An 11,004-nucleotide genomic window follows, 5' to 3' on the forward strand; every position below is an offset into this window, starting at 1 on the left:
CCGGATGACCACTGAGCCGGGTTGGGTTGCTGGTGGCGATATTGCTGCAGGTGCGGTGATTATGCCAAATATGCTTAAAGAAGCCCGGGTTAGCGATGGTGCCAACGTGATGTCGGATCCACGCTCGCTGTTTGGCAAGCGGCTTAAAATTGCTAAGAAAGAGGGTGATACTTTTAAGCCGGGTGATATTGCTGCTGCGCCAGCACGCAAGACCTTGGCGCAGGCCATCCCTGAAGGTCGGGTGTTATACACGTTAATTCCGAATGTTGGTGGTATTCCGCATTCACAGCTCAGTGGTGGTGATCGTTTTGATGTACTGGTAACCGGCCGAGGTGGTGTAAGAACGGTTGCTCGGGATGTTCGCTTAATTGGTGTTATGGGTGGCGGTGCGAAAGCGCAGGGCCCAGGTGATGGTGGCGCGGTTGGTATGCTCAAGCAGAAGCCGAAGGATAAGTCGGGCAGCGTAGCAGGCGTATCATTGGTGGTTGCGGTGTATCCTGACGATGTATACCCGCTAGCGAGTATCGGTAGTAGTGATAAAGTGAGCTTGGTATTGCATGGTAGCCGCGATTTAGCTGACGGTAAGCCATTAACAGTAAGAGCCGTTCCGACTCACCGTTCAATTGAGGTGGTGTCAGGGCTGAGTCGAAGCAGGGTTAATGTACGACTGTAGTCGTTTAGAGAATATTACTTGGTTCCTAGTGAATTCGAATTGGAGATAGCGGTGTGAATATTTTGGGCGATGACAGTAAGGAAAAAGGCGGAGCGGATTATTTTCGACGCCTGCGCGGTATAGTTCATCGCCGTTTGATCGATACCCTTGATAACGACGGGGCAAAATCACTGGGCGATACAGCCCAAGTAAAAGAAAAGTTAGAGTGGATCGTCAATGATTTAAGTCGTAGCCGCGGGGTTGAAATTTCTGGGGCCGAGCGCGAGCGCCTGGAGCGGGAAATATTAGAAGAGTTAAGCGGAATGGGGCCGTTGGCGCCTTTTATGCTTGAAGATGACATCACTGACATTCTTGTTAACGGGGCCAGTGAGATTTGGGTTGATCGCGCTGGGCGCCTGCAGAAAACCGACGCGCGCTTTGATGATGAAAGCCATTTGCGCCGTTTCTTGGATCGCATCATTGGTGCGCAAGGTCGGCATTTAGACGCCAGTACGCCAATGGTAGATGCTAAATTGGCCGATGGCAGTCGCCTGCACGCAGTCATTCCGCCCTTGTGTTCAAAGGGCGCAGTGGTCTCAATACGGCGTTTTCGCAAAGAAAAAATTGAACCTGCAGAATTGGTTTCCGGTGGCTTCATTAGCCAGCCAATGCTGGATCTTTTGCAAATGGCGGTGGCAGCGGGTGTGAATGTGATTGTTGCAGGAAGCGCGGCGGCGGGTAAAACCACCTTGCTAAACGTGCTATCGAAATCTATTCCTGATCACGAGCGCATTATCACTATAGAAGAAACCTCTGAACTGCGCTTGGATCACCCTCACGTTATTCCACTCGAGTCCAAACCTGGGAATCTAGAGGGTATTGGCAGTGTTAACCTTCGCGAATTAGTGCGAACTGCATTGCGGATGCGAGCAGATCGCATCATCGTTGGTGAGGTGCGGGGCGGTGAAGTTATGGATATGTTACAGGCCATGAATGTGGGGCATGACGGCAGTTTAACTACCGTTCACGCTAACAGTTTGGCTGACGTACTGCGGCGCTTAGAGTCTTTGGCGTTAATGAGCGATGCAGGTGTGCCGAGAGAGTCGGTAAAAGAGATGATTGCGTCGGCCATTCAGGTGGTTGTGCACGTTATGCGCTTTCGCGATGGTTCACGCCGTGTAGTAAGCCTTGGTGAAGTAGTGCGTGACGGCAGTGAGTTATCGGTAAAAGAATTGTTCCGGTTTAAAGCCGAGGGGCTAAATGAAGAGGGGCGAATTCAGGGTAAGCACTGGTATACCGGCAAGTCAGTAGACTTTTTAGAGCGCGTTGAGGCTCAGGGATTTCCTGTAGATATTGATCTTGGTCCGGTACAAGAAGTAGGGAGTGTGGCATCGTGATAGATATACTGTTGGTTGCACTGTGTGTCTGTGTTGCCTTGTATTCTGGGTATTTTTTTCTACGTAATCGCACTGCTAGCGTTGCGACAAGTACGCCAGTAGATGTGTTGTTTGAAGATAAACCCGTGAGAACCCGCAAACCATCTAAATTACGGGCAAGTTTACGAACCTTAAATTTACAAGTGGAGCCGATATTAGTCATCGCCATCATTGGTATCCTTGGCGCGTGCGTGTACTTTTTGTTTATCGAATTGTTTCCAGATATGGGGCAGTTCGCGCTGTTAGCGGCGGCGGGCTTCACTTGCATGGCTTTTTTTATAATAAACGATTTGAGTTTGTGGCGCCGCCGCAAATTTGAAGAGCGGCTGGTAGATGCTTTGGATCTTATTCAGGCGGCTATTCAAGGCGGGGTAACAGCACGGCACGCATTACTGGTGGCGGCCGATGCCTCTGATGGCGCCATAAAGAAAGAGCTGGCTGAAGTTGTAGAACGTCTAGACTACGGCCTAACCATTGACGTTGCGGTAGACCGCATGCAAAAGCGTTATGACACTGAAGGGGTGCGTTTATTTTGCCAGGCGCTGATCTCTAAGTGGAATTCCGGTAGCGATTTTGGTTTATTATTAAAATCGATTAGTGAACTTATTCGGGATCAATTACGGTTGCGGATGTTAATTACTGGCCAATTGTCAGGGGTTCGCTATTCTGCGGTATTTACTGGCGCTCTTCCGTATCTACTTGTGCCATTGTTTTTGTGGCGGGAACCCCATTGGTTCGACCCTTTAAAAAATAACCCCGACGGTGCTACCTACGTGCTGGGTGCGATATTACTACAGGTGTTTGGCTACCTTTGGTTACGCCGCTTGCTGAGGACAGAGTTATGAACGAAAGCTGGTGGTTTGACTTAGGAATTCTCGTTCTGCTGATGTTTATTGGCGCAATCGCGCTGAAAATGCGCTCGGGCGGAATTGAACAGGTTACCGAAAAAGAGTTTGACGCTTTTGATGTTGAAGATGACAAACGTCGTTTTTCAATATATCCACGAAAATTGATTAGGCAAAGTGGGTATTCGCCAGAAAAGCTTTTTTGGGTCTACTGGATCGCTAAAGTAATACTCGCTGTGTTGGTGCCGATGGTATTGCTCGAGATATTTCAGGAGGGTCTTTTACTGTGGGCGGTCCTGCTTATAGGCGTAATTAGTTTTTTTGTTATTGATCTCTGGTTTTTGATGGCGAGAAAAAGTCGGCGTACATCAATAGAGCGATCACTCTCGTTTTTTGTGAATTTGATGGTTGTCTATTTGAAGTCCGGTTTAAGTTTAACTCGTGCTTTCGATAGCGCCGCCCAATACGGTTTGAGTCGTAAAAATCCACTGGCGCAGGAGGTGACCCTTTTACTACGTGAAATTGACGCTGGTCGTGCTCGTGATGAAGCATTTACTCGGCTGGCGAAGCGTACTGGGGTTGTGGATTTGCGACGTCTTGCAGCGGTATTGAATGTCGGGTTTAAAGTAGGCTCACCCGTTGCGGATACCTTAGAAGCGCAAGCGCAGTTATTGCGGGCTCGACAGGTGCAACAGGGAACTGCATTGGTAAACCGCAAGACAATGGAATCGATGTTGCCGATGCTTATGGTTTGCTTCCCCATGTTCATCGTGCTGATCTTTTACCCTGCGGGCGCTCAAGTTATTGAAGTAATGACGACACTGAAAGACTTATTTTAAAAACGGTGCAGACGGCATTGTGACAAATGAATGGCGGGAGCCTGTATTTACATGAATGATATTGTTAAAAAATCGAATTTCTCAGGCGCTAAGCCTCAACGCGTTCGGCAGAAAGGTTTTATTATCACGATTGAACTGATACTCATCAGTACGGTTTTGGTCATTGGTACGTTTGTCGGTATTGTCGCAATACGAGATGCTTTATTTAAACAGTATGTGCAGAAGCAGTCCCGTGAAGTGACGGTTTACGATGCCAATGGCTTGATCTTGGGTAAGGCCGTAGATTACGACGAGCATGAAGCGCCGCGGATTCCTTATATTGACCGCACAGTGCCCCCATTTTCACCGGACCCTGAACACCGCAATTATCGCGCTTTAATTAGTATTCGCGACGACCGATTTACATCTCGGGAAGCTGTTTACTACGACGGCGCAGATTGCACGGGAACGCCTTGTATTAAAGCCTCTAGCGACGAGGCGGCAGACAATGTTGGTATAGAGAATTTGTCGGCTACCGGTGCGGTGAGTTATCTCTATAAGATGCAAGACGGTCCTACCTACGCCATTGGTCGATCACCCGACGGTATTAAAGGTTTTTTATTCCGCGAAACAGCCAGCGCCTGCGCGATACCGCCAGAGGCAATAAAATCCCGCTATATGTCACAAAAGGTGGTGACGGGCAGCCCCTGTGAACCTGTTAGCACTGGCAGCGGAACGACGACAACGACGACAACGACGACCACTACGGGCGAAGTTTATGTCGCCGACGCCTATACCGATTGTTTGCTAGGGACACCGACAACCTTGGGTATAGTCGATGCCTGCGCTTGCCCTGCAGATTACGAGCAGCAAAATGATGTGCTGACGGCAGCCGAGTCAGAAATTGATGCGTCGTTATTAGTTGGTTTGGACTCTATTCGCGGATTCGCGAGGGAAGTGGTTGACGTTGTTGAGGCGGCTGGTGTGCAGGTCGGCACTGTGTGCTGCCCGGTGGGCTCGGTATTGAGTAGTACTAATTTAGCCGACACTATCGCCTATTCAATAGTAAGAGATGCGGCAGAAACAACTTTGACGGATGCTAGAAAGTTGGCTCGAACACTCGAGACCATTGACACCAATCTTACGCCGGGAACCATTGTTTGTATCGAGGAATCCCAGACCACACAGCCGGTAGACGAACCCGGCGGCCTGCCTCGGACTTTAGTGTTGAAGGAGGCTATCCAGGTATACGCACCGGATACTGCCGAAAATGCGCTGGCGCCGTTCACCGCGCCATTTAAAGTGAATTTACCCGCCGATGTGGGTGACGATGCTTGGGTCTATACTCTGCCAGGACAAGAAGGTCCGAATAAGTAATCCATTGCTAAGGTAATTCCACTTCAGCGGGTTTGTCGGTGCTGAAGTGGAATGAAGCTGCACGCAGCCGCGGTGTAAATTAAATTTTAGCGATTTTGCTGAGGGTATGATTTTCGACAGGAACTGCCATGCAAATACCACCGCCAATTTCTGACGAGCGGAATAGACTCACGGCACTTCATAGCTTGGGTTTGTTAGATACACCAGCAGAAGAGCGTTTTGACCGAATTACACGTCTTGCACAGCAGTATTTTGGTGTGAAAATTGCGCTCATTTGTTTAGTTGATTCTGACCGCCAATGGTTTAAATCTAAGCAAGGTATTGAAATGGATGAGACGGCCCGGGATATCTCCTTCTGCGGGCACGCAATTCAGACCAGTGATGTTTTTGTTGTTGAAGACACCCTATTAGATTCTCGATTTGCCGATAACCCACTTGTTGTCGGTGTGCCCTATATTCGCTTTTACGCGGGCTACGCGCTGTCTTCAGAAGATGGTCATAAAATTGCCACACTTTGCGTGATGGATGACAGGTCCCGTGTTTTTTCTAATGATGAATTGCAAGTACTTAGGGACTTAGGCCGATTGGCAGAGCTCGAAGTACAGCGTGGCGATTACGTGCATTTCTCGGCGTCGCCATCGTACTTTCAGCGACTTCGCGGATTAATTAAGTCCATTTCAGCGCCGCTAAGCAGTCGCGGTGGTGCGGCGATTACAGCGATGATCGTTTTCGTCACCATACTTCTGGTTGCTTACAATGACGACTACCATCGGCAGCAAAGTGCATTGGCGGAGATTGAACAGCAAACTCTGCAGGAACTGGCGTTGGTCCGCGGCAAGTTAGAGTCGGCCTTAAATGCCAAGCTCTATCTCGTTCAGGGCTTGAGTGGCATTGTTCACGCGGCGCAAACCATTGATGAAGAGGCTTTCCAGTATTTTGCTGAGGAATTGGGCAATAATATTCGCGGCATCCGCAGTCTGCAATTAGCCCCAGAGGGGGTGGTGCGCCATGTCTGGCCGATGGCCAGCAATAAAGCCGCTATAGGCCACGACCTGATGGGCGACGCCAGTCGCAGACAGGCCGCGGAAATGGCAATTGCGAGCCGTAAACTATGGATCGCTGGCCCACTGACACTCAAGCAAGGCGGGGTTGCGCTTATCGGCCGCCTACCGATATTTATTACGAAAGATCAGGGCGTGGGTGAACATTTCTGGGGCTTTGGAACCATCTTAGTCGATTTAGCAACACTACTAGAGGAGACTGGTGTCGACGAGCTGCAGACACACTACGCGGTTGCAATTCGTGGTTCGGATTCTCTGGGCAGCAGCGGTTCGGTATTTCATGGTGACGCGAGTGTGTTTTCGCAGAAGCCAATCTTAAACAAAGTTAGCTTGCCGGCCGGGAGCTGGGAGCTTGCCGCAGTGCCACGTGGTGGCTGGGTAAGTCAGAGGTCTGATCGCGGCTTGCGTATTGCAGCTAGTTTTGTTGTCGCTGGGTTTGTTGCCTATTTAATCTATGTCCTGTTACGCCTGCCAGCTCGGTTGCGATTAGCGATACGTCGGACGAATTCGGCGCTGGAGCGCAGCGAAACGCGTTTCCGAGACGCGATCGACGCTCAGCCCGATGGCTTCGTTGTCTATGACGCGGATGATCGCCTGGCTCTCAGCAATGAAAAAATGCGTGAGCTTTATCAAGCTAGCCGTCACGCGCTACAAAGTGGACTTAGTTTTGAGCAGTTTCTTGCCGCAGGTATTGAGCAAGGGCAGTATTTACTAGCAGATGATGTCGACCCCGATGGTTTTGTCGCATCGGAATTACAGCGGCACGTGTTAGCTGATGCCATGTCCGAGGTGCAGTTAGCTGATGGCCGCTGGATCGCAATTGTTGAGCGTAAAATGCGCGACGGCGGGCGAGTGGGTTTCCACCGTGACATTAGTAGCTTGAAGTTGAAAGAGGCGCAGCTAGTCGAGGCCAAAGTGGTGGCCGAGAGTGCTAATCAGACTAAAAGTGATTTTCTCGCTACTATCAGTCATGAGTTACGCACTCCTTTAAATGGGGTTTTGGGCCTACTGGGCATGTTATGTGATGACAAAAGCCTAAGTGACGAGCAACAGCAATATGCCAGTACGGCTAATGATTCGGCGCGGCAATTATTGTCGATTCTGAATGAGTTGCTTGATATCAGTAAGATGGAAGCGGGCAAGCTAGAGCTTGATAGCGAGTCTTTTTATCTGACCGATACCATCGCGAGTAGCTATGAGCTGCTTAAGTCGCGCGCAGAGGCCAAAGACTTAAAATTTTCGATTGACGTTGATGAGGCTTTAAGCGTTCCCCTACTAGGAGATCAAGGCCGTATTCGCCAAGTATTATTAAATTTACTCAGTAATGCACTTAAATTTACCGATCGCGGCGGCGTAACTTTGCGAGCCTATGTTTGTGCCACAGCAGTAGAAGAGCTCTCGTTTAAAATCGAGGTTTCCGATACCGGCATTGGGTTTAAGGACTCGGATCTTGAAAGCTTGTTCATGCCCTTTTCTCAGCTCGACGCGAGCGCAGACCGGCGATATTCGGGAACGGGGCTGGGCCTCGTTATCTGCAAGCGGTTAATCAATAAGATGGGTGGGGATATCACGGCGACTGGTGTTGAGGGTAAAGGCGCAATATTCACCGTGAGTTTGACGCTACCACGTGGTGAGGTGACTGCATCCGCGCCGGCCGCTATTGTTACTGATTCGCTACTCCCCTGCGAGTTAGCTTGGCCAACCATCCGGGTATTGTTGGCCGAAGACGGAGTGACCAACCAATTAGTGATTCAGGCAATGTTAAAAAATACGGGATACACAGTCGATATTGCCCACGACGGTGAGGAGGCGATTAAAGCCGTCACTGAATTTCCTTATGACCTTATCTTGATGGATATTTATATGCCCAATGTCGATGGCGTAGCCGCAACCGAACGTATTCGCCAACTACCACGAGGCAAATCGATCGCTATTATTGCACTTACCGCGAATGCGATGGCGGGAGACAAAGAGCGGTTTATTGCCGCTGGCATGGACGATTATCTCGCTAAGCCGGTCGATAAAGTGACGATGTTGGCATGCATGCATAAATGGGTAGTGAGAAAGCGGGAGGACTCACTTTCAGCGTCGTTGTAATTCCCATTGTGCCATTTTTTGCAAAATGGGAATGATTTTGCATCGGATTTGCAGAGCAGCATGCTAATTTATCTAATTTGAGCTTCTTCTGATTTTAACCCTATGTTTTTCCAAGAGTATTTTTTTTGTTTTTGTTGGCACCGTCTTTGCAGTACCTCTCTTATGAATGATTAAACTTCCCGAGTGTTAATGCAGCGGGTCTAAACGAAATAGAGGCAGACGGATATGAGTATTACCGACGTAAAGAAGCAAGATTTAGATGCCCTGATTGTGGCTAAACACACCGACCATATGTTTAAGCAAGCAGACATCAGTCACTACATGGGTGAAATTATTTCGGAGGCCATTCGCGAGAAACATTTTTACATGGTTTATCAACCGCAGTTTGACCTCGGCACGGGAAAGTTGCTGGGTTTTGAAGCTTTGGTTCGCTGCCAGTCACCTGAGTTTGGTTTAGTGTCGCCGGCCGATTTTATTCCCTTTGCGGAAGCGAATGGTGACATCGTGGAAATTGGAAGGTGGATTTTTCGTCAAGCCTTGCTAGATTTGAAGCATCTGCGACAGCAGGGGCTTGACGATATTTATATGTCAGTGAATTTGTCCCCAGCACAGTTTGTGGCCGGTGATGTTTTTGAGCAAGTAATGGTCTTACTGATGGAGTTAGATATACCAGCGTCTGCATTGAAACTCGAGTTAACTGAAACGGCGTTGATTCGTAATGCGGACGTCGCTGCTCGAACGTTTCGTGCATTTCAGGATGAAGGGGTGCAAATTTGGCTCGATGATTTTGGTACAGGTTTCGCCTCAATAAATTTGTTGCGCGAATTTAAAATTGACGGTCTTAAAATTGACAAGAGCTTTGTAGATGGAATTCATCGTAAAGACGATGATTTTACAATATGCAGCGCGATCATTGCGATGGCTCAGCGACTCGGGTTGCACATCGTCGCCGAGGGCATTGAAGATGAAATACAAATGCAGATCCTCGGACAACTTGGTTGTGATAGCGCACAAGGATTTTTACTTGCCAAGCCCCAACCTATCGCAGAATGTATCGCGAATTGGACGCCTAAGCGCAATTAATTAAAATAGCTGCTTGGCCTTGCTTGTTATAGGTCAAAAAGGATTGTAATTTAACGCTTAGCATCATTGGCTCAGGCTCTGTCTGCAAGGTGCGAGATACTAATAATTGCGGAGCCAGCGATGAGCGATGTTAAGCGTACATTTTTAAACAACTTAAGTTGGCTTGCCGCCGGCGAAATGATGGTTCGGGTATCTCGTTTACTCACCACCTTAATTTTAGCGCGCTATCTTACCCTCAATGACTACGGTCTTGCCGCACTCGCGATTGCGAGCGCTGAAATTATTCGCATTCTGGCCAGTAATGGCGTCGGTAATTTAATTGTCAAAGCGGAAGAAGCGCATTTACGTACCGTATGTATAACTGTTTTTTGGCTAAACCTTGTGATTGGCCTTGTCATGTTCCTCCTTCAGTATTTTTTAGCACCCGCCATTGCGAGCTTATACGGCGCGCCAGTACTCGAAGATCTGCTGCAAACATTAGCTTTTACGCATCTTATTTACCCCTTCGCGATGGTGCAATTCAACCTGCTGCAACGCAGTAGTCGCATGAAAGAAGCGGGTCTGATCATGGGCTTCACCGTTACCGCTGACAATTTACTTTCGGCGGCGTTAGCGTTAATGGGCTTTGGTGTGTGGTCGGTAATCTGGCCGAAATTACTCGCGGCCTCACTCTGGGTGGTGATTATTAATACGCGTGTATTCTGGCGGCCTAGTCTTGAGTTTGCGTGGTCTGAATTGCGCAGTATGCGTCGCTATTCTGGCGGGGTCTTGGTTGCGGAAGGTTTAAAGAATGTTCGCAATCAATTTGATATGTTTATCTTAGGTAAGGTGCTGTCCCCAGAAATTTTTGGTCTGTACGCATTTGCGAAAAATGCTGGACTAGGCATTAGCCTGTCTTTAACGGCGGGTTTTAACACCGCCCTGCTGCCCCGTTTGTGTGATGCCTATCGCGACGGCGAAAACGTCGCAAAGAGCTATTTTAGCGCTTTGAAAACGGCGCTTATGGTGATTGCCCCGCTTATTTTGTGCCAGGCGTTGCTGGCCCCGATATATGTGCCGATCGTGTTTGGCGAGCAGTGGGAGCCCGCCTCGATATTGGTGACTTGTCTTTGCCTTTCGGCAATACCGCGTATGATATTTGACTCTGGCAGTATGTATTTTCGGGCTTTAGACCGGCTGCGCGCCGAAAATGCTATCGCAATTAGCTTTACTGCGGTATTTGCAGCATCTATTTTCTTCCTAGCTGATTTGGGCGGGGTTGCCGTTGCACTTGGTATGATTGGCCTTTATAGCGTGGTTAGTGTCGTATTTCTGTTGGTGGTTTATCGGTCAATTACTCACGGTGCTCTGCCACTGGGGCGCGATACCGCATAACGTCGCTGCGATTTAACCTTCGCTCGAGCGAGCCCGGCGTTTAGTTCTCGCGATATTTTGCGCAGCTGAAGGTTCTTTTTCAATTTTATGTTTTTTTATTGATGTGATTTGCAATATGCGAATCAAGCTGGGCTAGACATAAGAGCTAACTTAAAGGGTTTGTGTAAAAGTATAATAAAAACAGTGTGTTATATCGAATTTTAGGTTTGGCATAGCGGTTGCAATAGTAATAGCAAGTTTATCTATTACTAGGGTCACACA

General features: G+C 48.7%; 8 protein-coding genes. All 8 read left to right on the forward strand.

Translation table 11 applies throughout. The features are described 5' to 3' along the window. Positions 1 to 673, forward strand: a 673-nt coding sequence (locus tag ABYT30_RS09965) for a hypothetical protein (protein ID WP_373083946.1), incomplete at its 5' end; no start/stop codon positions are given. Between the two features lie 53 nt (positions 674 to 726). Continuing rightward, on the forward strand, positions 727 to 2,049 hold the full coding sequence (locus ABYT30_RS09970) for a CpaF family protein (RefSeq protein WP_373083948.1): 1,323 nt from the start codon (positions 727 to 729) through the stop codon (positions 2,047 to 2,049). After that, positions 2,046 to 2,933 (forward strand): type II secretion system F family protein, encoded by an 888-nt coding sequence (locus tag ABYT30_RS09975; RefSeq protein ID WP_373083950.1) that lies wholly within the window; start codon positions 2,046 to 2,048, stop codon positions 2,931 to 2,933. Before ABYT30_RS09970 ends, ABYT30_RS09975 begins: the two co-directional genes overlap by 4 nt. Then, complete coding sequence (locus ABYT30_RS09980; RefSeq protein ID WP_373096280.1) at positions 2,930 to 3,772, forward strand: type II secretion system F family protein; 843 nt, start codon at positions 2,930 to 2,932, stop codon at positions 3,770 to 3,772. The genes ABYT30_RS09975 and ABYT30_RS09980 overlap by 4 nt, the downstream gene beginning before the upstream one ends. A gap of 51 nt (positions 3,773 to 3,823) precedes the next feature. After that, a complete protein-coding gene (locus ABYT30_RS09985; RefSeq protein WP_373096282.1) occupies positions 3,824 to 5,128 on the forward strand; it encodes a hypothetical protein in 1,305 nt (434 codons plus the stop codon). Positions 5,129 to 5,256: 128 nt separating this feature from the next. Beyond that, the gene (locus ABYT30_RS09990) at positions 5,257 to 8,286 is read left to right on the forward strand and encodes a response regulator (protein WP_373083449.1); all 3,030 of its coding nucleotides are present in this window, start codon (positions 5,257 to 5,259) and stop codon (positions 8,284 to 8,286) included. Between the two features lie 225 nt (positions 8,287 to 8,511). Beyond that, on the forward strand, positions 8,512 to 9,369 hold the full coding sequence (locus tag ABYT30_RS09995) for a putative bifunctional diguanylate cyclase/phosphodiesterase (RefSeq protein ID WP_373083450.1): 858 nt from the start codon (positions 8,512 to 8,514) through the stop codon (positions 9,367 to 9,369). Positions 9,370 to 9,489: 120 nt separating this feature from the next. Continuing rightward, positions 9,490 to 10,743 carry an oligosaccharide flippase family protein gene (locus tag ABYT30_RS10000; RefSeq protein ID WP_373083451.1) on the forward strand — a complete coding sequence of 418 codons (1,254 nt, stop codon included), beginning with the start codon at positions 9,490 to 9,492 and terminating at the stop codon, positions 10,741 to 10,743. Positions 10,744 to 11,004: the final 261 nt, after the last annotated feature.

The sequence above is a fragment of the Zhongshania sp. genome (assembly GCF_041623545.1).
Taxonomy (GTDB): Bacteria; Pseudomonadota; Gammaproteobacteria; order Pseudomonadales; family Spongiibacteraceae; genus Spongiibacter.

Bases quoted from the DNA above. Each gene is read 5' to 3' on its own strand.
- ABYT30_RS09995 (WP_373083450.1), top strand. From the start codon at position 8,512: ATGAGTATTACCGACGTAAAGAAGCAAGATTTAGATGCCCTGATTGTG.
- ABYT30_RS10000 (WP_373083451.1), top strand. From the start codon at position 9,490: ATGAGCGATGTTAAGCGTACATTTTTAAACAACTTAAGTTGGCTTGCC.
- ABYT30_RS09985 (WP_373096282.1), top strand. From the start codon at position 3,824: ATGAATGATATTGTTAAAAAATCGAATTTCTCAGGCGCTAAGCCTCAA.
- ABYT30_RS09980 (WP_373096280.1), top strand. From the start codon at position 2,930: ATGAACGAAAGCTGGTGGTTTGACTTAGGAATTCTCGTTCTGCTGATG.
- ABYT30_RS09990 (WP_373083449.1), top strand. From the start codon at position 5,257: ATGCAAATACCACCGCCAATTTCTGACGAGCGGAATAGACTCACGGCA.